This is a genomic window from Streptomyces sp. NPDC048623, from assembly GCF_040650755.1.
Taxonomy (GTDB): domain Bacteria; phylum Actinomycetota; class Actinomycetes; order Streptomycetales; family Streptomycetaceae; genus Streptomyces.
On sequence record NZ_JBEZHV010000038.1, the window covers coordinates 26,459 to 45,973 of the forward strand.

Here is a 19,515-nt window from a genome sequence, read left to right on the forward strand (position 1 = left end):
CCGTTCGCGGTCCGCCGCTCAGGCGGCGTCGGTGAGCACCCGCCCCTCGGGGGCGCGCTCCTTCTCGGTACGTGCCTTCGTGCCCGAGCGGCCACGCTCCTCGCGGCGCCGCTCGCGCCGCAGCCCGCGCTCCGCGCTGCTCGGCTCCGACACGACCCCGTGGCGCTGCCGCCACACCTGGCGGGTGATCCAGACGTCGAGCACGCTCCACGTCGCCACCACCGTGCTCGCCACCGCCGCGACGGTCACCGGGAACGCGATCCACGATCCCGTGACCGAGCAGAAGAACGCGACCATCCCCAGGATCAGCGTCACCGACGTCAGCAGCACCGCGCGCACCGCGGCCCGCCGCACCGGATCGGGCATCCTGCGCAGGCCCTTCTCGTCGTCCACCCACAACTGCCGCACCGGCCGCGGCTCGTGTCCCATCGCGCCCTCACTCCCCACACGAATGTCCCCAGGGTGACTGCTGCCCGGCTTGGGCCGCTTTACGCGGACACAACCCCCCAGGTACAGGATGACGTACGCATATGGGAAAAGGTTTCGCCGGGCCCCTTTCGTAACCCTCTCGCGACCCGCCCGCGTTCCCTCACCCCCTTCCGGAACAGACAGTTCCAGCCAACTGCGCGAAGACAGAAAATGCCGCACTGTCAGGTGTCCTACGCCACACTGCCGGAACCCAACTCCCCGAATACCGGGACATCTCATGATCAAGACTCACTCGACCGGCTGAAAATCGCCCGGACACGTCTTCGAGATGGCTGTGATGCAGTAGTAGGCTCGCGCGCGGTTTGTTGAAGACGAAGGTTGACGCCGCGTGTTGACGCCGGGGCGTGACGACGTGAGACATGACGACGTGAAGAGCCCCCGCGACCACGGGGGCCGAGCTGGGGGAGGCCATGCGCTTTCGCGGGAAGTCCATCCGCAGGAAGATCGTGGCCCTGTTGCTCGTGCCGCTCGTCTCCCTCTCCGGACTGTGGGGATTCTCGACCGTCCTGACCGGGCGTGAGGCACGCCAGCTCCTCGACGTCGGCTACATCGTCGAGAAGATCGGCTACCCGATCGAGGACACCGCCCGGGTCATCCAGAAGGAACGACGCCAGTCCCTGGTCTACCTCGCCGACCCGCGCGCCGCCGACGCCCAGACCCGGCTGCGCGAGCAACGCGAGGCCACCGACCGGCAGATCGAGCTGATCCGCCGCAACGCCGCCGAACCCGGCGTACGCGGCGACATGAACCCGGTCACCGCCCAGCGGCTCGACTCGTTCCTCACCGCCCTCGACGGGCTCTCCTCGCTGCGCCGCTCCGTGGAGAACCGCGCCATCGGCCGGATGCAGGCGCTCGAGTTCTACAACCGGCTCGTCGACCCCTGTTACGGCTTCCTCATGACGCTCCACGCGCTGGAGAACGTCGAGATGGACAAGCAGGGCCGCGCCCTCGTCGGCGTCACCCGCGCCCGCGAACTCCTCGCCCGCGAGGACGCCCTGATCGCCTCCGCGCTGATCGCCGAACGCGTCACCGCCGAGGAGGCGCGCCTGGTCACCGACCTCGTCGCCGGCCGCAAACTGCTCTACGAGACCAATCTCGAGGTCCTGCCCGGCGCCGAGCGCGACCGCTTCGAGAAGTACTGGTCCGGCGCCGCCACCGCACCGCTGCGCCGGGCGGAGGAGGCCTTCATCACCGAGGGCGCCACCGACCGCCCGCACTCCGTCACCGCCGAGCGCTGGCAGGAGCAGTCCGGACCGGTCCTCGACAGCCTGGCCCGCGACAACTACGCGGCCGGCGACCGCTTCAAGGACCGCGTCCAGCCCGCCGCGTACAGCGTCCTGCTCAAGGCGGGCGTGGCCGGCGTCCTCGGCTTCGTCGCCCTCCTCGTCTCCGTCATCGTCTCCGTCCGCGTCGGCCGCAGCCTCATCCGCGACCTGCGCCGGCTGCGCAAGGAGGCCCAGGAGGTCTCCGGCGTCCGGCTGCCCAGCGTCATGCGTCGGCTCGCCGCCGGCGAACACGTCGACGTCGAGACCGAGGTGCCCCATCTGCGGTACGAGGAGGACGAGGTCGGCCAGGTCGGCCAGGCCCTCAACACCCTCCAGCGCGCCGCCGTCGAGGCCGCCGTCAAGCAGTCCGAACTGCGCCGCGGGGTCTCCGAGGTCTTTGTCAACCTGGCCCGCCGCAACCAGGTCCTGCTGCACCGCCAGCTGACCCTGCTCGACACCATGGAACGGCGCACCGAGGACACCGAGGAACTCGCCGACCTCTTCCGGCTCGACCACCTCACCACCCGTATGCGCCGGCACGCCGAGGGCCTGGTGATCCTCTCCGGCGCCGCCCCCTCCCGCCAGTGGCGCAAGCCCGTCCAGCTCATGGACGTGGTCCGCGCCGCCGTCGCCGAGGTCGAGGACTACGAGCGCATCGAAGTCCGCCGGCTGCCCCGGCTCGGCGTCGGCGGCCCCGCCGTCGCCGACCTCACCCACCTCATCGCCGAACTCCTCGAGAACGCCACCGTGTTCTCGCCGCCACACACGGCCGTGCAGGTGCTCGGCGAGCGGGTCGCCAACGGCTTCACCCTGGAGATCCACGACCGCGGCCTCGGCATGAACCCCGACGCCCTGCTCGACGCCAACCTCCGGCTCGCCGAGACCCCCGAGTTCGAGCTCTCCGACACCGACCGCCTCGGCCTGTTCGTGGTCAGCCGCCTCGCCCAGCGCCAGAACGTCCGCGTCTCGCTCCAGCCCTCCCCGTACGGCGGCACCACCGCGGTCGTCTTCCTGCCGGCCGCGCTGCTCACCGACGCCCCCGAGACCCAGGGCGCGGGCTTCCGCCTGGACCGCAAGACCCCCGACCGCACGCCCGGCGACCGCGGCGCGCTCGACCGCACCGGCCCCGACGGCCTGCCGTCCCGCCGCCCCGCCCTCACCAAGGTGCCCGACCCGGCCCTCGAACCGGCCGGGCCGCTCCTCGACGGCCCCGTCGAGCTGGAGGCCCCGCTGGGCGCCGCAGGCATCGACGGCCTGCTCGGCGGCGCGGGCGCGGCCGACCTGCTCGACTCCGACAGCGAGCGCGGCGGCCTGTTCCGGGCCCGCGAGCACCGCCGCCGCGGCGAGCAGCACCAGCCGTCCCCGGAGCACTCCGGCGGCCGCGGCGACACCGACGAGACCCCCGCCCGCCCCGTACCGCTGCCGCGCCGCCGCCCGCCGACCCTCGTCGTCGACCACGGCCGGCGCCTGGACGAGGACGGCCGCGCCCACCCGGCCGGCGGCGACACCGGCGAGGACCGGGCAGGCGCCCGGCCGGACGACACCATGGAACTGGCCCGGGTGCGGCCCACGCCCACCCTCGTGCCCGTGCCGGAGGAGGGCCCCGCCCCCTTCGCCGGGCTGCCCCGCCGGGTCCGGCAGGCCAGCCTCGCGCCGCAGCTGCGCACCACCGGCGAACGTGCCTCCGGCGAACGCGCCACCGGGGAACGCACCGACGACCGGCCGGCCGGCCAGGCCGGACCGGACGCCGCCGACGGCGGACCCGACTCCTTCGAGCGCGACGCGGAGGCGGTGCGCAGCCGCATGGCCTCGATGCAGCGCGGCTGGCAGCGCGGCCGCCGGCAGAACGCCGAGACGACAAGACCCGGAACGACAGCACCAGGAACGACACCCGAGGGGGACGGTCGATGACCGCACCGAACGCCGCAGCCCACAGCTCCGCCCACGGCAACGGGGAGCTGAACTGGCTCCTCGACGAACTGGTCCAGCGCGTCGGCTCCATCCGCAAGGCCCTGGTGCTCTCCAGCGACGGCCTGGCCACCGGCGCCTCCGGGGACCTCTCCCGCGAGGACGGCGAGCACCTCGCCGCCGTCGCCTCCGGCTTCCACAGCCTCGCCAAGGGCGTCGGCCGCCACTTCGAGGCGGGCAGGGTCCGCCAGACCGTGGTCGAGCTGGAGGACGCCTTCCTCTTCGTCACCGCCGCCGGCGACGGCAGCTGCCTGGCCGTGCTCGCCGACGCCGACTCGGACGTCGGCCAGGTCGCGTACGAGATGACCCTCATGGTCAAGCGGGTCGGCGCGCACCTCGCCACCGCGCCCCGGACCGGGCTGCCCACCGGAGGATGAGGAGAGGGGGGACGGCATGACCGACGCAGCCGCAGACCAGTCCCGCGCAGAGCAGTCCCGCGCAGACCAGTCCCGCGAGGAGCCGCTCGCCCGCTGGTTCGACGACGAGGCGGGCCCGGTGGTCCGCCCGTACGCCATGACCCGCGGCCGCACCAGCGCCGCGACCCGCCATCGGCTCGACCTGATCGCCCTGGTGGTGCTCGACCCGGCCGCCGACGACCCGGGCCGTGACCAGACACTGTCCCCCGAGCATGTGGAGATCGTCGAGCGCTGCGCCGGGCAGCCGCAGTCGATCGCCGAACTCGCCGCCGGACTCGACCTCCCCGTAGGGGTGGTACGGGTCCTGGTGGGCGATCTCGTCGACGACGAGCTCGTGCATGTGACCCGCCCCGTTCCGCCGGCCGAGCTGCCGGACGTGAGCATCCTTCGCGAGGTGATCAATGGCCTTCGGGCGCTCTAGCTCCACCCGCAACCGGCCGCCGGTCGAACCGGTCACGCTGAAGATCCTGGTCGCGGGCGGCTTCGGGGTCGGCAAGACCACCCTGGTGGGCGCGGTCAGCGAGATCCGGCCGCTGCGCACCGAGGAGATCCTGAGCGAGGCGGGCCGGCCGGTCGACGACCTGAACGGCGTGGAGGCCAAGTCGACCACCACCGTCGCCATGGACTTCGGCCGGATCACGCTCCGCGAGGACCTGGTCCTCTACCTCTTCGGGACCCCCGGCCAGGACCGCTTCTGGTTCCTGTGGGACGAGCTCGCGCAGGGCGCGCTCGGCGCGGTCGTGCTCGCCGACACCCGGCGCCTGGAGGACAGCTTCGCCGCCATCGACTACTTCGAGCGGCGGGGCATCCCGTTCACGGTCGCCGTCAACTGCTTCGAGGGCGCCCGGCGTTACGCGCCGGAGTCGGTCCGGGGCGCGCTCGACCTCGACCCGGAGGTCGAGCTGGTGATGTGCGACGCCCGCGACCGGGAGTCCGTGAAGAACGTCCTGGTCGCGGTCGTCGAGCACGCGCTGGTGCTCGCGGACGACCCGAAGGCGCTCACGCCCTGAGGGGGCGGGTGCGCTGCGCTCAGCGCACCGCCACCACCGCCGAACCGTGCCCGAACAGGCCCTGGTTGGCGGTGATCCCGGCCCGGGCGCCCGGCACCTGCCGCGCGCCCGCCTGCCCGCGCAGCTGCCGGGTCAGCTCGCAGACCTGCGCGATGGCCTGCGCCGGCACCGCCTCGCCGAAGGACGCGAGCCCACCGCTCGGATTGACCGGGATCCGGCCGCCCAGGGCGGTGGCCCCCTCCCGCAGCAGCTTGGCGCCCTCGCCGGGTGAGCACAGGCCGATGTCCTCGTACCACTCCAGCTCAAGGGCCGTGGACAGGTCGTACACCTCGGCGAGCGACAGGTCCCCGGGCCCGAGCCCGGCCTCCTCGTACGCGGCCCGGGCGATCGACGCACGGAAGCCGTGCGGCGCGGGGGAGACGGCGGCGGCCGAGTCGGTCGCGATGTCCGGCAGGTCGAGGACCGCCTTGGGGTATGTCGGGGTGACCGTCGACACCGCGCGGATCCGCACCGGATCCGGGTGCCCGTGCCGCCGCGCGAAGTCCAGGCCCGCAAGGACGAGGGCGGCCCCTCCGTCGGAGGTCGCGCAGATGTCGAGCAGCCGCAGCGGATCGGCGACGACGGCCGAGGCCGCCACCTCCGCCGCGCTCACCGGTGTGCGGTAGCGGGCCAGCGGATTGAGCGCGCCCGCCGCCGCGTTCTTCACCTTCACCTGGGCGAAGTCCTCGGGCGTGTCCCCGTACAGCGCCATCCGGCGGCGCGCGTAGAGCCCGAAGTAGGCCGGATTCGTCGCCCCGAGCACCCGGAAGCGCAGCCAGTCCGGGTCGTCCGGCCGGTCGCCGCCGGCCGGCGCGAAGAAGCCCTTCGGCGCCGCGTCCGCGCCCACCACCAGGACCGCGTCCGCGAGCCCGGCGAGGATCTGCGCCCGGGCCGCGCCGATCGCCTGCGCGCCGGACGCACAGGCCGCGTAGACACTGGTGACCCGCGCGCCCTGCCAGCCGAGCGCCTGCGCGAAGGTCGCGCCCGCCACGTAACCGGGATAGCCGCCGCGTACGGTGTCCGCGCCGACGACGGAGCCGATGTCGCGCCAGCCGAGCCCGGCGTCGGCGAGCGCGGCCCGGGCCGCCGCGACGCCGTACGAGACGAAACTCCGGCCCCACTTGCCCCAGGGGTGCATGCCGATCCCGAGGACGGCGATGTCGTTCATGCCGCACCCCCTTCGGACAGTCCGTCCGCGACGGGGCGCCAGTGCCAGGTGGTCCAGATGTGCTCGTCGTCCTCGTTGAGCACCCCCGGCACGAGCTCGACCTCGGCGCCGACCGCCAGATCGGCCGTCCGGACCCCGGGCGCCGCCTGCCCGAGCACGACCATGGCCTCCGCCTCCAGCTCCACCGCGATCAGGGTGTACGGCTCCCAGGGCGCGTCCGGGTCGGAGACGTACGGCGCGGGCGGCCGGTAGCGCCCGTCGGTGTACGACCAGATCCGGCCCCGCCGGGAGAGCGGGAGCTCGGTCAGCGCGCCGCCGCCCGGGCAGCCGGGATTGCGGCACCAGTCGTCCTGCCGGGGGAAGAACACCGAGGCGCAGGCGGTGCAGCGGGTCCCGAGGAGCCGGAACTCCTCGTCGGGGACGGGCCCGTCGGCGTCCTCGGTGAACCAGCCGGCCACCACCGGCCTGCGCGTCCGTGCCATCTCAGGTCCCCTCCCGCGATGCAGCAATCTGACGAAGCGTCAGAAGTGTGCCACGGCCACGGACCTCCGGGCCACCGGGAAGTCGAAGAAGGTCGACGGGAACGGCTCCGGCTTGAAGGTGAAGTGCCACCACTCCTCGGGCAGGTTGACGAAGCCCTGCGCGGCGAGCGCGTCCCGGAGCAGGTCCCGGTTGGCCCGCTGCACGCCCGTGATCCGCGGATCGTCGGTGTGGGAGAGCGTGTCGAAGCAGTCGAAACCCGTGCCCATGTCCAGGGAGTTGTCCGGGAAGCGCTGCTCCTGCGGTGCGAAGCACGGAACCTGGGGCTCGCCCGGCACATACGGACGGGTCGGCGCGGCCGGCAGCGGCACCACCGTCAGGTCCACCGTCGAACCCCGGCTGTGCCCCGACTTCTCCGCGATGTACCCGTCCGCGAACAGCCGGTCCTTGTCCACCAGCGGGTAGAACTCCTGCTTCATCCGCTCGTCGGCCAGGTCCTTCGCCCAGCGCACGAAGTGGTCCACGGCCCGCTGCGGGCGGTAGCAGTCGTACACCTTCAGGGTGTAGCCGCGGGCGAGCAGCCCGGTCTGCGCCCGATGCAGCGCCTCGGCGGCCGGCCGGGTCAGGATGCACAGCGGCTGGTGGTAGCCGTCGATCCGCTCGCCCACGAAGTTGTGCTCCGTGGTGTAGCGCATCTCCTGAAGGATCGTCGGGTCCACCCGGTCGAGCGCCACGAACTCCCGCGGGGCCTTCGGCTCCGGAGCGGCACTGGCCGAGGGGACGGCGGCGGTGACGGCGAGCAGCCCGGCGGCGGCGAGTGCGCCGAGGGCACGTCCGGTGCGTCGAATCAGTCGTCTCATGACTCCCGTCTCTACCAGCAACAGCAGCGCCGGGAAAGGGAGATCGCGTACGGTCGCCCTCGTGACCGACTCCCTCGTGACCGACTCCGCGCCGCACTCCCACTGCTCCTCCTGCGGTGCCCGCTACCGGGACCCCGCCGGCTGGCCCCGCACCTGCCCCGCCTGCGGCACCACCGCCTACCGCAACCCGCTTCCGGTCGCCGTCGCCCTGCTGCCCGTCACCGATGCGGACGCCGGGCGCACGGGCCTGGTCGTCATCACCCGCACCATCCCGCCCCAGGCCGGCCGGGTCGCCCTGCCCGGCGGCTTCATCGACTTCGACGAGGACTGGCAGACGGCCGTGGTCCGCGAGCTGCGCGAGGAGACCGGCATCGAGGCCTCCGCCGCCGACGTCCGCCTCGCCGACGCCCTCAGCTCCCCGGCCGGCCACCTCCTCCTCTTCGGCCTCCTCCCACCCCGCCCGGCCACCGCTCTCCCGCCCTCGACCGCCACGGACGAGACCACCGGCCACCACCTCCTCCACGCCCCGGAGGAACTGGCGTTCCCGCTGCACACGGAGGCGGTGCGGCGCTTCTTCGCGGGGGTGTACGGGTAGGGGGCGGGGGTTGTGGGGGAGGAGCGGGTACGGCGCCCGGGCGCGCCGAAGCCGGCGGCCTGCTCCGGCCGAGCGGTCGCCCCTGCCGGGGGTGACGCTCCGGCAGGCCGGCAGGGATGGCGTTGTGCTCGGGACCGCGGGGGCCCGGCCGGGAGGCCGGAGCCGCCTCGTGTCCCGGGCCGGGGCCGGGGGCCGGTCCGGGTGGGCCCGGGGCTTCCGGCCTCGGCCGTCCCGGTCTGGCCCGCCAGGCGGCCCTGACCCGCCCCACACCCCCGCCCCCTTCAGGGGGCCTACGCCCCCAGCCCCCTCACCCGCACCGGAAGCTCCGCCTCCGTCACGCCCTCGTCCGTGACCCGCTCCACCACCACCCGGCCGCCTGCGAGCCGCGACTGGTAGCGCTCGATCTCCGCGGTCGCCCAGCCGTCGCCGGTGTCGCGGACCACCAGGCCGCCGCCGGTGCGGCCCGGGGCCGGGGCCCAGACCTCCAGGACCGGCTCCTCCTCGCCGTCCTCACCCCGTACCGGGATCACCGAGCCCGCGCGGGCGAGCACCGGCACCCGGGAGAGCGGGGCGTCGAGAAGGACCTGGCCGGGGCCCTCGTACGCCTCGCCGGTCGCCGTGTCGTACCAGCGGCCGCGCGGCAGCCGTACCGCCCGCTGCTCCGCGCCCCGCGAGAGCACCGGCGCCACGAGCAGCGAGTCGCCGAGCAGGAAGGCGTCCTCGCAGTCGCGCAGCGCCCGGTCCTCCGGGGCGCCCCACCACACCGGCCGCACATAGGGCGCGCCCGTCATCCGGGCGAGCCGCGAGAGGGTCACGAAGTACGGGCGCAGCCGCTCCCGTTCGGCGAGCGCCACGCGCGCGTGCGCGAGGACCGCGGGACGGAACTCCCACGGCTCGCGCCGCCCCGCGTCGATCGTCGCGTGGGTACGGAAGAACGGCAGCCAGGCCCCCAGCTGGTACCAGCGCAGGAACAGCTCCGGCGACGGGCTCCCGTCGAACCCGCCCACGTCGGGACCCGAGTACGGCACCCCGCAAAGCCCCAGGCCGAGCACGAGCGCCAGCGAGGCCCGCAGCCCCGGCCACCCGGTCGACACGTCGCCGGACCAGGTACCGCCGTACCGCTGCATGCCCGCCCAGCCGGACCGCGAGAAGAGGAAGGGCCGCTCCTCGGGCCGCAGTCGGCGCAGCCCCTCGTACCCCGCGCGGGCCATCGTCAGGCCGTACACGTTGTGCGCCTCGCGGTGGTCGCCGCCGCGGCCCTCCAGGGAGTGCCGGGCCGAGCGCGGCAGCGTGCGGTCGCCGAAGGCGGTGAAGGACACCGGCTCGTTCATGTCGTGCCACACCCCGGAGAAGCCCTGCTTCAGCCGCTCCTCGTACAGCCCGCCCCACCAGTCCCGCGCCGCCGGATCGGTGAAGTCCGGGTAGGCGCACTCCCCGGGCCACACCACCCCGCGCACCTCCTCGCCCCGGTCGTCCCGCACGAAGGCCCCGGCGGCGCGCCCCGCGTCGTACACCGGATCGCCCGGCTCCGCCTTCACCGCCGGGTCGACGATCGACACCAGCCGCACGCCCCGCTCGCGCAGCTCGTCGGCGAGCCCCGGCAGATCGGGGAACCGCTCCCGGTCGACGGTGAACACCCGGTGCCCGTCGTAGTGGTCGATGTCCAGGTGCAGCACGGACAGCGGAAGGCCGTGCGCCCGGTAGCCGTCCACGACCCGCCGCACCTCGCGCTCGCTGCCGAAGCCCCAGCGGGCGTGCTGCGGGCCGAGCGCCCAGGACGGCGGCAGCGCGGGCGCGCCGGTGAGCGCCGCCCAGCCGTGCAGCACGCGCGCGGGGGTGCCGACCACCACCCAGCAGCGCAGCGGGCCGCCGTCCATCCGCACCTCGCTGGTGCCGGGCCGGTCGTGGCCGGAACCGGCGCCCTCCTCGCCCTCGGCGAGCAGCACGCGCCCGTCCCAGGAGTTGTCGTAGAACGCCAGATGCGTGCCCGCGTCCGCGACCACCAGCTGCACCGGCATGGTGATGTAGAGCGGGTCGTCGTCCGGCCCGAAGGCCCCCTTGGGGTCGGTGTTCCACAGCCGGTACGAGCCGTCCCGCAGCCGCGGCCCCGAGGCCCGCCCGCCGAGCCCGAAGAAGCGCGCGTCGGCCGGCGCCTCGCTGCGCTGCACCCAGCGCGCCGCTCCCGACGCCGCAGCGCCCTCGCGCACCGGCTCCCACCACCGCGGCGGCAGATCCCGGCGCAGCACCACCCCACCGGGCGTGCGCACCTCCACCGCCCCGTGCCGGGACACCGCGACCGTCACCCGCTCCGACACCACCCGCCAGCCGCCGTCGGTGTCCGGCTCCAGGACGGCCCGCGGGTCCGGCTCCGGCGGTTCGTCGGCCAGCGCGTACGAGGGCAGCGGCCCGGCCCCGTCCCAGCCCCAGAACACCGTGCCGCCCGCCGACACCGAGATCCGCAGCTCCGAACGGGCGAACCGGACGATCCCACCGCCCGGTGCCGGTTCCACCTCGCCCACCGGACCCGGCACCCGCGCCCGCTCCGCCCCCCTGCGCGGCAGCGCCCGCGCGTCCGTCCGCCGCTGCCGCCACGCCGCGCGCACCGCCCGCCACCCCTGCACCGAACCCATCACCCTCACCGAGCGCACCAGCTCACGACCGTCCATGCAGCTCAGCCTGCCATCCACGACAGCCCGCGCGCGGTTCGTTCAACTGCCGTTCACCCATGGTCAGAGCACATGTTCAGCCATCGGACCATGGGCGGGGAGGCCCAGGCACGCCCTGGACCGAAAGAGGATCACATGGCATCGTCCCTGTCAGCCGCGTCACGCGCACACCCCAGCACGTGCGCGCGACACACGCAGACCCGCGTAACGCCAGGGAGCCGATCCATGACATCGCAGACCGAGCCGCTGTGGCAGCCCGACGAGGACCGCATCGCCGCGGCCGCCGTCACCCGCTTCCAGGCCTGGGCGGCCGAGCGCCACGGCGCGCCCGCCGAGGGCGGCTACGCGGCCCTGCACCGCTGGTCCGTCGAGGACCTCGAAGCCTTCTGGGCCGCCGTCGCCGAGTGGTTCGACCTCCGCTTCGCCACCCCGTACGAGCGGGTCCTCGGCGACCGCTCGATGCCCGGCGCCGCCTGGTTCCCGGGCGCCACCCTCAACTACGCCGAGCACGCGCTGCGCGCCGCCGAGCAGCGCCCCCATGACACGGCCCTGCTCCATGTGGACGAGACACATGAGCCGCGCCCCATCAGCTGGGCCGAGCTCCGCCGCCAGGTCGGCTCGCTCGCCGCCGAGCTGCGCGGCCTCGGTGTCCGCCCCGGCGACCGGGTCAGCGGCTATCTGCCGAACATCCCCGAGGCCGTCGTCGCCCTGCTCGCCACCGCCGCCGTCGGCGCCGTGTGGACCTCCTGCGCCCCCGACTTCGGCGCCCGCAGCGTCCTCGACCGCTTCCAGCAGGTCGAGCCCGTCGTCCTGTTCACCGTCGACGGCTACCGCTACGGCGGCAAGGAGCACGACCGCCGCGACACCGTCGCCGAGCTGCGCGCCGAACTGCCCACGCTGCGCGCCGTCGTGCACATCCCGCTGCTCGGCACAGCGGCCCCCGAGGGCGCCCTGGAGTGGTCCGCGCTGACCGCCGCCGACACCGAGCCGGTCTTCGAGCACGTGCCCTTCGACCACCCGCTGTGGGTGCTCTACTCCTCCGGCACCACCGGCCTGCCCAAGGCGATCGTGCAGTCCCAGGGCGGCATCCTGATCGAGCACGTCAAGCAGCTGGGCCTGCACTGCGACCTCGGCCCCGAGGACGTGTTCTTCTGGTACACCTCCACCGGCTGGATGATGTGGAACTTCCTCGTCTCCGGCCTGCTCACCGGCACCACCGTGGTCATCTACGACGGCAGCCCGGGCTACCCGGACACCGGCGCCCAGTGGCGGGTCGCCGAGCGCACCGGCGCCACCCTGTACGGCACCTCCGCCGCGTACGTGATGGCCTGCGCCAAGGCCGGCGTGCACCCCGGCCGGGACTTCGACCTGTCGAGGGTGAAGTGCGTGGCCACCACCGGCTCGCCGCTGCCGCCCGACGGCTTCCGCTGGCTGCACGACGAGGTCCGCGAGGACCTGTGGATCGCGTCCGTCAGCGGCGGCACCGACGTCTGCTCCTGCTTCGCGGGCGCCGTCCCCACCCTCCCGGTGCACATCGGCGAGCTCCAGGCTGCCTGCCTCGGCACGGACCTGCAGTCCTGGGACCCGTCGGGCAAGCCGCTGACCGGCGAGGTCGGCGAACTCGTCGTCACCAACCCGATGCCGTCCATGCCGATCCGCTTCTGGAACGACCCCGACGGCAGCCGCTACCGCGACAGCTACTTCGAGATGTTCCCCGGCGTGTGGCGGCACGGCGACTGGATCACGATCACCGACCACGGCTCGGTCGTCATCCACGGGCGCTCCGACTCCACCCTGAACCGTCAGGGCGTCCGTATGGGGAGCGCCGATATCTATGAGGCCGTGGAGCGTCTCCCGGAGATCCGCGAGTCCCTGGTGATCGGTCTGGAGGAGCCGGACGGCGGCTACTGGATGCCGCTCTTCGTGCACCTCGCCGACGGCGCCGCCCTGGACGAGGAGCTGATCGGGCGCATCAAGAGCACGATCCGGACCGAACTCTCCCCGCGCCATGTCCCGGACGACATCATCGAGGTCCCCGGCGTCCCGCACACCCTGACCGGCAAGCGCATCGAGGTCCCGGTCAAGCGCCTCCTCCAGGGCACGCCGATGGCCAAGGCGGTCAACCCCGGCTCGGTCGACAACCTCGACCTGCTGAGCTTCTACGAGGAGCTGGCCCGCACCCGCAAGTAACCCCGGACACACCAGGAGAGGGCCCCGCACACCGTGTTCGGTGCGCGGGGCCCTCTCCTGTCCTCACTAGCCGCCGTACGTCGCCTGCGCGTCGCCGAGCACGGCGGCGAAGTCCGCCGCGAGCCGTTCCGCGTCCACCGGCGCGAGGGCGGCCGTCGTGATGCGTACGCCGGTGGGCGCCGCGATCCGGAACCGGGCACCGGCCGCCACCCACCAGCCCTGCGTCCGCAACCCGTTCACCACCGCCGACTCGTCGCGCACCGGCACCCACACGTTCATCCCGGCGCCCTCCGCACTGCGGATGCCGTACGAGCGGAGCGCATCGGTCAGCGCCCGGCGCCGCTCCGTGTACGCGGCCTCGCCGGCCGCCACCAGCCGGGCCGTCGCCGGATCGGTGAGCAGCCCGACGACCGTCTCCTGCAGGACGTGGCTGACCCAGCCTGAGGTCATCAGCATCCGCCCGTCGTGCCGGGCGATCGTCACCGGATCGCCCGCGACGCCGGCCCACCGCAGATCGACGCCGAGCCGCTTGGAGACCGTGCGCACCTGCGCCCAGCGGTCCAGGCCCGCCGCGGCCAGGGTGGGCGCGGCCGGGCCTTCGAACTCCGCCGTGTAGTCGTCCTCGACGACCAGCACCTCGGGGAACTCCCGCAGCAGCCCGGCCAGCGCGTCGCGGCGCGCGGGGGAGAGGGACGCCCCGGTGGGGTTCTGCGCGCGGGGGGTGCACACCACCGCCCGCACTCCGGCCTTCAGGGCGGCGCGCAGTGCGTCCGGGGTGATGCCCTCGCGGTCCACGGCCATCGGCACCATGCGCAGGCCCAGGGCCGGGACCAGGTCGAGGAGATGGTGGAATCCGGGGTCCTCCACCGCCACGGCGTCACCCGGCCGGAGCTCGACCGAGAGCAGCCGGGCGATGCAGTCGAGCGCCCCGTGCGCGAAGCTCACCCGCCCGGTCGGGACGCCGTCGCGGGCGTACCAGCGGCGGGTCAGCTCCTCCAGGACGGCGAGCCGGGGCGCGGCCCGGTGCGAGCCGAACACCGGGCGCACCTCGGCGGGCGGGTGGAGGACGGGCAGGAACGCGGGGTCGGGGTGCCCGCCGGCCAGGTCCACCAGGCCCTCGGGCACGCGTGGCGGCCGCCGCGAGGCCACCGAGGGCGCCTCCGCCACCACCGTGCCGCCGCGCCCGCGCGTCACCACCAGACCGCGCTGCCGGAGCTCCTTGTACGCGGTCGCCACCGTGCCCGGACTGACGCCGAGGTCGTCCGCGAGCCGCCGCACGGGAGGCAGCGCGTCGCCCGGCGCGAGCTCGCCCTCGGAGATCCCGCCCTCGACGGACGCGGCAATCCCCTTGGCCGTCGTCCCACTGATCGAATATTGTGTTGCCACGTACTGAACTATGTATCAATACATAACTCGCGTCAAGGGGGAACCGAGTGAGCCGCCCGACTCCATGGCACCGCACCGCGCTCGACCGCATACCCGGCGGCCGCGACGGCCGCCGCATGCTGATCGTCAGCATCATCGACAAGACCGGCACCGGCCTCTGGGCCGGCTGCACCGCCCTCTACTTCACCTATGTCTCCGGCCTCGGCCTCGGCCAGGTCGGCCTCCTCATGACCGTCTCCGGCGGCGTCGGCATCGCGGGCGCCCCCCTCGCCGGCCGGCTCGCCGACCGCTACCCCCTCGTCCGCGTCATCGCCGGCACCCAGCTCATGCGCGGCGCCGCCCTGCTCGCCCTCCTCACCACCGACAACTTCCTCCTCCTCACTCTCTACTCCGCCCTCGGAGCCCTCCCCGACCGCGCCGGCAGCGTCCTCATCAAGCTCTACGCCGCCCGCCTCGCCGGCCCCGAACGCGTCCGCTACCAGGCCATCCAGCGCACCACCGTCAACATCGGCTGGTCCATCGGCGGCCTCGGCGCCGCCGCCGCGCTCGCCACCGGCAGCGTCCACGCCTACCCCGTGCTCCTCGTCGGCAACGTCCTCTCCTACGGCGTCATCGCCGCCCTCACCCTCCGCTGCGCCGAACCCCCGGCCCCCGCCCGCCCCACCCCGGCCGAGGACATCACCGGCGCCCCCGCGCCACGCCGCGCCAACCCCTGGCGCGACCGCACCTTCCTCGGCTACACCGCCACGGACGCCGCCCTCTACCTCGACGACACGATCCTCCAGGTCGCCGTCCCGCTCTGGATCGTCCACGCCACCGCCGCCCCCGTCGGCCTGGCCCCGCTCCTCCTCGTCCTCAACACCGTCCTCGTCGTCCTCTTCCAGGTCCCCCTCGCCCGCTTCGGCGCCAGCACCCCCGCCGCCCGGCGCCTGCTCATCCCGCTCTCCGGCCTCTTCGTCGTCGGCACCCTGGCCCTCGCCGCCTCCGCCGCGGGCGGCCGCGCCCTCGCGATCAGCGCCCTCGTCGTCGCCGTCATCGCCCTCACCTTCGCCGAGATCATCCACGCCACCGCCTCCTGGGAACTCTCCGTCGCCCTCGCCCCCGCCGACGCCCAGGGCACCTACCTCGGCGTCCACGGACTCGCCCAGTCCACCCAGCGCTTCGCCGGACCCCTCCTCGTCACCGCCGTCATGACCGCCGGCCCCCTCGCCTGGCCCGTCCTCGGCCTCGCCCTCGTCGGCGCCGGAGCCGCCCAGCACCGCCTGATCCGCGACCGCGTCACCCGGCCCGAGCCCACCCCGGCGTCACTGTCAGTGCCCACGGCTACGGTGAGTGAGTAGTCAGTCACAACGACGGCAGCACCCAGGGGGACTCATGACCGAGAACCGCAGCACCCACCGCACCACCACCGCGGCCCTCCGCCGCGCCCTGCGCCGCGAAGTCGCCGGCACCGTCGCCCTCCTCGCCGACGAGGAGGACTTCACCGCCATGCGGCAGTACACGACCTTCGCCTTCGACGACCACGGCCGCTACCTCGCCCAGGTCGAAGCCCTGCTCAAGACCCTCGCCGCCCGGGGCGGCCCCACCGCCGTCGCCCTCTTCGACCCCGAGGACTACGCCGACCACTGCACCGCCACCGGCCTCGACCCCGACCACCCCACCAGCCGCGGCCACTACACCGCCGAACGCGCCGCCACCGGCCCCCGCGTCCCCTACACCGGACAGCCCCTCGCGGACCTCGTCCGCACCCTTGTCGACACCGCCGTCCGCCACGCCACCTGGGAGTACGCGACGATGCTCCTCACCGACGCCGGCCCCTGCGCCGACTGCGGCCAGGACATCGGCCGAGCCGCCTTCGACCGGGCCTCCCACCTCCTGCTCGGCCTCCTCGACGCCGCCGGACCCGGCACCCACCACCTCGTCTGCAGCGTCCCCGCCGAGGACGACCAGCTCATCGCGGCCCTCCACACCACCCGCGACACCACCGGACCCGCCCGCCTCGACACCTCCCAGGGCGCCGAGTTCCTCAGCGTCCTCGCCGCGGGCATCGCCCTCGGCAACCCCGGCGGCGTCGTCCTGCGCACGACCGTCCCCGGCGCACCCGACCGACTCCACGGCTGGCGCCTCCACGACGGCCGGCTCCACCCCCTCACCGAGGCCGAGGTCTTCGACGCCTACTGCACCGACGCCCGCACCGGCGAACCCATCGCCCCCGAACCCCACGTCGACTACCGCGCAGGCTTCCCCCTCACCCACCCCGACGACCCGCACCCCCACTGACGCCGAAGGGGCTTCCCCCGCCACCACGTGGCAGGGAAAGCCCCTTCGACCTCTTGGACGACTACTCGCCCGACAGCACCGCCTGCGCCGCCATCCGCGCGTCGTGCGCGGTGTCCGCGGCACGCGCCGCGGCCGCCGCACGCTCGCACTGCGCCAGCGTGTACTTCGCCAGCGTCGCCCGCACATACGGAATCGACGCCGCACCCATCGACAGGGAGGTGACACCCAGACCCGTCAGCACACACGCGAGCAGCGGATCCGACGCGGCCTCGCCGCACACACCACAGCTCTTGCCCTCGGCCTTGGCCGCCTCGGCGGACAGCGCCACCAGGTCGAGCAGCGCCGGCTGCCACGGATCCTGCAGCCGCGACACCGCGCCCACCTGACGGTCGGCCGCGAAGGTGTACTGCGCCAGGTCGTTCGTGCCGAGCGACAGGAACTCGACCTCCTGGAGGATCGAACGCGCCCGGAGTGCGGCGGACGGAATCTCCACCATCGCACCGAACTTCGCCCGCAGCCCCGCCTCACGGCACGCGTCGGCGAACGCCTTCGCATCCGTGCGGTCGGCCACCATCGGCGCCATGACCTCCAGATACACCGGCAGACCCTCGACGGCCTTCGCCAGCGCCGTCAGCTGCGTCCGCAGCACCTCCGGGTGGTCGAGCAGCGTCCGCAGACCCCGGACACCGAGCGCCGGGTTCGGCTCGTCGGCCGGCGTCAGGAAGTCCAGCGGCTTGTCCGCACCCGCGTCGAGCACCCGCACGACCACCCGGCCCTCGGGGAAGGCCTCCAGCACCTTGCGGTACGCCTCGACCTGCTTCTCCTCCGACGGCGCCTTGGCGCTGTCGTCCAGGAACAGGAACTCCGTACGGAACAGACCCACACCCTCGGCACCGGCCTCCACCGCCGCCGGCACGTCCGCGGGACCGCCGACGTTCGCGAGCAGCGGCACCTTGTGCCCGTCCGAGGTCGCGCCCGGACCGCTGGAGGCGGACAGCGCCGCCTTGCGCTCCTCGGCCGCCCGGGTCAGCTCCGCCTTCTTCTCCTCGCTCGGGTCCACGAAGATCTCGCCCGTGGAACCGTCCACCGCGATGATCGTGCCTTCGCCGAGCTCACCCGCACCCGGCAGCGCGACCACGGCCGGCACACCGAGCGCACGCGCCAGGATCGCGCTGTGGCTGGTCGGCCCGCCCTCCTCGGTCACGAAACCCAGGACGAGCGCCGGGTCGAGCAGCGCCGTGTCCGCCGGCGCCAGGTCCCGCGCGATCAGTACGTACGGCTCGTCGCTGTCCGGCACACCCGGCATCGGTACGCCGAGCAGCCGGGCCACGATCCGGTTCCGCACGTCGTCCAGGTCGGCCACCCGGCCGGCCATGTACTCACCGGCACCCGCGAGCAGCTCCCGGTAGTGCGAGAACGCGTCGTAGATACCGCGCTCCGCCGTGCTGCCGACCGCGATCCGGCGGTCCACGTCGGCGATGAGCTCCGGGTCCTGCGCGATCATCGCCTGCGCCTCGAGAACCGCCTGGGCCTCGCCACCGGCCAGGTTGCCGCGCGCAATCAGGTCCGCGGCCACAGCCTCCACAGCCTGACGGGCGCGCCCCTGTTCGCGCTCCGCCTCCTCGGTGGGAATCTGCTTGGCCGGCGGCTCCAGGACCGCCGTGCCCATGTGCCGGACCTCGCCGATCGCCACCCCATGGCTGACACCGACGCCTCGCAGCGTTGTCTCCATCTCACCGTCTCCGATAGAGCGGCGGCCGGGCCGCCGCGTTGAATGTCGCCTGCGTGCTCGTCAGAAGGACGAGCCGACGGTCAGCTCCAGGAGAAGAGCTGGTCGCCGGCCTTCACGTCCCCGTCCTCACGGACATCGGCGAGGGAGTCGACGGTGGCCTCCAGCGCCACGACGGGACAGACGGGCGACTTGCCGGCCTCTTCGACCGCGGCCGGGTTCCAGCGCACCATGGCCTGCCCGCGCGTCACGGTGTCCCCCTTGCTCACGAGGAGCTCGAAGCCCTCGCCGTTGAGCTGCACGGTGTCGATCCCGAGGTGGACCAGCACCCCGTGGCCGTCGGCGTCGACGACGACGTACGCGTGCGGGTGCAGAGAGACGACGACCCCGTCGACGGGCGAGACGGCCTCGGACGGCTCGCGGACGGGGTCGATGGCGGTACCGGGCCCGACCATCGCACCGGAGAAGACCGGGTCGGGCACTGCGGCGAGACCGATGGCGCGTCCAGCGAGTGGCGACGTCACGGATGTCATGGGAAGCCTCCCAGGGGCGGAGATATTCGGCGCCGTCACTACCTGTCCTGGACGGCGTACTGTTCAGAAGCGTATGTCATGGGTAGTCCGGGTTCTGCCCGGGACGTACCGGTTGGCAGACCTAGCGACCACCCGGAAACGGTTTGCTTCCAGTGGTGGTGGGATGTACTGTCGTACTCCCTGTTGACCCCAACGCGGCTTTGAGTCGTGGGTCGGCAGCACCTATCAAGCCAGATCCTAACCCCAGTGGTCTACACCTCTGCGTGCTCGCAGGGGGAGTGGTCAGGGGGAGCGGAAAAGCCTGGTAGTGTTTGACCCCGCCGAAGGAACCCCAGGTGAATATCTGGAAAAGGGACCGGAAAGCACCGAGGAAATCGGATCGGAAAGATCTGATAGAGTCGGAAACGCAAGAACGAAGGAAGCGCCCGGAGGAAAGCCCGC

At 73.6% G+C, this 19,515-nt stretch carries 16 protein-coding genes; 8 read left to right on the top strand and 8 right to left on the bottom strand.

Annotation, left to right across the window (positions count from 1 at the left end):
• Positions 1-18 precede the first annotated feature (18 nt).
• Complete coding sequence (locus tag AB0C73_RS34075; RefSeq protein WP_362537465.1) at positions 19-429, bottom strand: hypothetical protein; 411 nt, start codon at positions 427-429, stop codon at positions 19-21.
• A 470-nt stretch (positions 430-899) separates the two neighbouring features.
• Between AB0C73_RS34075 and AB0C73_RS34080 the strand changes: the two genes are divergently transcribed.
• From AB0C73_RS34080 to AB0C73_RS34095, 4 genes are read left to right on the top strand one after another with little or no spacing between them, the layout of a single operon-like run.
• Positions 900-3,665: a nitrate- and nitrite sensing domain-containing protein gene (locus tag AB0C73_RS34080; RefSeq protein ID WP_362537467.1), complete on the top strand. Its 2,766-nt coding sequence runs from the start codon at positions 900-902 to the stop codon at positions 3,663-3,665.
• Entirely contained in the window at positions 3,662-4,099 is a 438-nt protein-coding gene (locus AB0C73_RS34085) for a roadblock/LC7 domain-containing protein (protein WP_362537469.1), read from the top strand. Before AB0C73_RS34080 ends, AB0C73_RS34085 begins: the two co-directional genes overlap by 4 nt.
• 16 nt (positions 4,100-4,115) lie before the next feature.
• The gene (locus AB0C73_RS34090) at positions 4,116-4,559 is read left to right on the top strand and encodes a DUF742 domain-containing protein (RefSeq protein ID WP_362537471.1); all 444 of its coding nucleotides are present in this window, start codon (positions 4,116-4,118) and stop codon (positions 4,557-4,559) included.
• Positions 4,540-5,148 (top strand): ATP/GTP-binding protein, encoded by a 609-nt coding sequence (locus AB0C73_RS34095; RefSeq protein WP_362537473.1) that lies wholly within the window; start codon positions 4,540-4,542, stop codon positions 5,146-5,148. The genes AB0C73_RS34090 and AB0C73_RS34095 overlap by 20 nt, the downstream gene beginning before the upstream one ends.
• 19 nt (positions 5,149-5,167) lie before the next feature.
• Here the strand turns inward: AB0C73_RS34095 and AB0C73_RS34100 are convergent, their stop codons facing one another.
• The 3 genes from AB0C73_RS34100 to AB0C73_RS34110 are packed head-to-tail and all read right to left on the bottom strand — an operon-like array spanning position 5,168 to position 7,695.
• On the bottom strand, positions 5,168-6,355 hold the full coding sequence (locus tag AB0C73_RS34100) for a lipid-transfer protein (RefSeq protein ID WP_362537474.1): 1,188 nt from the start codon (positions 6,353-6,355) through the stop codon (positions 5,168-5,170).
• Positions 6,352-6,837 carry a zinc ribbon domain-containing protein gene (locus tag AB0C73_RS34105; protein ID WP_362537476.1) on the bottom strand — a complete coding sequence of 162 codons (486 nt, stop codon included), beginning with the start codon at positions 6,835-6,837 and terminating at the stop codon, positions 6,352-6,354. Before AB0C73_RS34105 ends, AB0C73_RS34100 begins: the two co-directional genes overlap by 4 nt.
• A 39-nt stretch (positions 6,838-6,876) precedes the next feature.
• On the bottom strand, positions 6,877-7,695 hold the full coding sequence (locus AB0C73_RS34110) for a M15 family metallopeptidase (protein WP_362537478.1): 819 nt from the start codon (positions 7,693-7,695) through the stop codon (positions 6,877-6,879).
• Between the two features lie 61 nt (positions 7,696-7,756).
• Between AB0C73_RS34110 and AB0C73_RS34115 the strand changes: the two genes are divergently transcribed.
• Complete coding sequence (locus AB0C73_RS34115; RefSeq protein WP_362537480.1) at positions 7,757-8,290, top strand: NUDIX domain-containing protein; 534 nt, start codon at positions 7,757-7,759, stop codon at positions 8,288-8,290.
• 290 nt (positions 8,291-8,580) lie between these two features.
• Here AB0C73_RS34115 and AB0C73_RS34120 read toward each other — a convergent pair whose 3' ends face one another.
• Positions 8,581-10,956 carry a glycoside hydrolase family 31 protein gene (locus tag AB0C73_RS34120; protein ID WP_362537482.1) on the bottom strand — a complete coding sequence of 792 codons (2,376 nt, stop codon included), beginning with the start codon at positions 10,954-10,956 and terminating at the stop codon, positions 8,581-8,583.
• Positions 10,957-11,181: 225 nt separating this feature from the next.
• On the opposite strand from AB0C73_RS34120, the gene AB0C73_RS34125 reads away from it, so the two are divergent.
• Complete coding sequence (locus AB0C73_RS34125; RefSeq protein WP_362537484.1) at positions 11,182-13,146, top strand: acetoacetate--CoA ligase; 1,965 nt, start codon at positions 11,182-11,184, stop codon at positions 13,144-13,146.
• A 66-nt stretch (positions 13,147-13,212) separates the two neighbouring features.
• On the opposite strand, the gene AB0C73_RS34130 is transcribed toward AB0C73_RS34125, so the two are convergent.
• The gene (locus AB0C73_RS34130) at positions 13,213-14,532 is read right to left on the bottom strand and encodes an aminotransferase class I/II-fold pyridoxal phosphate-dependent enzyme (protein ID WP_362537485.1); all 1,320 of its coding nucleotides are present in this window, start codon (positions 14,530-14,532) and stop codon (positions 13,213-13,215) included.
• A gap of 47 nt (positions 14,533-14,579) precedes the next feature.
• Between AB0C73_RS34130 and AB0C73_RS34135 the strand changes: the two genes are divergently transcribed.
• Positions 14,580-15,872: an MFS transporter gene (locus AB0C73_RS34135; RefSeq protein WP_362537487.1), complete on the top strand. Its 1,293-nt coding sequence runs from the start codon at positions 14,580-14,582 to the stop codon at positions 15,870-15,872.
• 34 nt (positions 15,873-15,906) lie between these two features.
• The gene (locus AB0C73_RS34140) at positions 15,907-16,812 is read left to right on the top strand and encodes a hypothetical protein (protein WP_362537489.1); all 906 of its coding nucleotides are present in this window, start codon (positions 15,907-15,909) and stop codon (positions 16,810-16,812) included.
• Between the two features lie 61 nt (positions 16,813-16,873).
• On the opposite strand, the gene ptsP is transcribed toward AB0C73_RS34140, so the two are convergent.
• Positions 16,874-18,544 (bottom strand): phosphoenolpyruvate--protein phosphotransferase, encoded by a 1,671-nt coding sequence (gene ptsP, locus AB0C73_RS34145; RefSeq protein ID WP_362537491.1) that lies wholly within the window; start codon positions 18,542-18,544, stop codon positions 16,874-16,876.
• Between the two features lie 80 nt (positions 18,545-18,624).
• Positions 18,625-19,074 (bottom strand): PTS glucose transporter subunit IIA, encoded by a 450-nt coding sequence (locus tag AB0C73_RS34150; protein ID WP_362537493.1) that lies wholly within the window; start codon positions 19,072-19,074, stop codon positions 18,625-18,627.
• Between the last annotated feature and the right edge of the window lie 441 nt (positions 19,075-19,515).

Coding starts and splice junctions, on each gene's coding strand:
- AB0C73_RS34105 (WP_362537476.1), bottom strand. CDS start 6,837: ATGGCACGGACGCGCAGGCCGGTGGTGGCCGGCTGGTTCACCGAGGAC.
- AB0C73_RS34095 (WP_362537473.1), top strand. CDS start 4,540: ATGGCCTTCGGGCGCTCTAGCTCCACCCGCAACCGGCCGCCGGTCGAA.
- AB0C73_RS34120 (WP_362537482.1), bottom strand. CDS start 10,956: ATGGACGGTCGTGAGCTGGTGCGCTCGGTGAGGGTGATGGGTTCGGTG.
- AB0C73_RS34150 (WP_362537493.1), bottom strand. CDS start 19,074: ATGACATCCGTGACGTCGCCACTCGCTGGACGCGCCATCGGTCTCGCC.
- AB0C73_RS34080 (WP_362537467.1), top strand. CDS start 900: ATGCGCTTTCGCGGGAAGTCCATCCGCAGGAAGATCGTGGCCCTGTTG.
- AB0C73_RS34090 (WP_362537471.1), top strand. CDS start 4,116: ATGACCGACGCAGCCGCAGACCAGTCCCGCGCAGAGCAGTCCCGCGCA.
- AB0C73_RS34085 (WP_362537469.1), top strand. CDS start 3,662: ATGACCGCACCGAACGCCGCAGCCCACAGCTCCGCCCACGGCAACGGG.
- ptsP (WP_362537491.1), bottom strand. CDS start 18,544: ATGGAGACAACGCTGCGAGGCGTCGGTGTCAGCCATGGGGTGGCGATC.
- AB0C73_RS34140 (WP_362537489.1), top strand. CDS start 15,907: ATGACCGAGAACCGCAGCACCCACCGCACCACCACCGCGGCCCTCCGC.
- AB0C73_RS34110 (WP_362537478.1), bottom strand. CDS start 7,695: ATGAGACGACTGATTCGACGCACCGGACGTGCCCTCGGCGCACTCGCC.
- AB0C73_RS34075 (WP_362537465.1), bottom strand. CDS start 429: ATGGGACACGAGCCGCGGCCGGTGCGGCAGTTGTGGGTGGACGACGAG.
- AB0C73_RS34100 (WP_362537474.1), bottom strand. CDS start 6,355: ATGAACGACATCGCCGTCCTCGGGATCGGCATGCACCCCTGGGGCAAG.
- AB0C73_RS34125 (WP_362537484.1), top strand. CDS start 11,182: ATGACATCGCAGACCGAGCCGCTGTGGCAGCCCGACGAGGACCGCATC.